Origin of the sequence: Secundilactobacillus oryzae JCM 18671, from assembly GCF_000740055.1 — a bacterium.
Taxonomy (GTDB): domain Bacteria; phylum Bacillota; class Bacilli; order Lactobacillales; family Lactobacillaceae; genus Secundilactobacillus; species Secundilactobacillus oryzae.
On sequence record NZ_BBJM01000081.1, the window covers coordinates 1 to 411 of the forward strand.

A 411-nucleotide genomic window follows, 5' to 3' on the forward strand; every position below is an offset into this window, starting at 1 on the left:
GTCAGCATCGAACGACGACCGCAATTCCGCCTTTTGCGATCTGCATCTTGCTGAGCTAATTCTGGATCATAAGGTTTAACCCGGTCCAACTCATAGCTAATCGTAGCTTTGGCGACGCCTTAGGCGTCAGCCATTACTTGGTAAGATTTATTCCCCTCATTGACCAGTTGTGCTAGTGCGCCACGTTGAAAACGTGATAAAGTAGATGTACCCAAAGTAATCACTCCCTATATTGGTTGGAATTAGCTACTACCATTGTAAGTGATTGCTTGGGGCTTTTTAATTTCTGTTCGGATTAATTATAGAATTTGCCGGTCAAAAACAAGCGGTGCAGCATCTTCTGAGAATTTAAACTGAACCGTACCCGATTCACCAAAGACGATCCTGCCGAATAATTGAGTCATAATGATA

At 43.1% G+C, this 411-nt stretch carries 1 pseudogene; it reads right to left on the reverse strand.

The annotated features are described in order from the left end of the window. Positions 1-215: pseudogene (locus tag LOSG293_RS09840) on the reverse strand (IS30 family transposase); the annotation flags it as partial. Positions 216-411 lie beyond the last annotated feature (196 nt).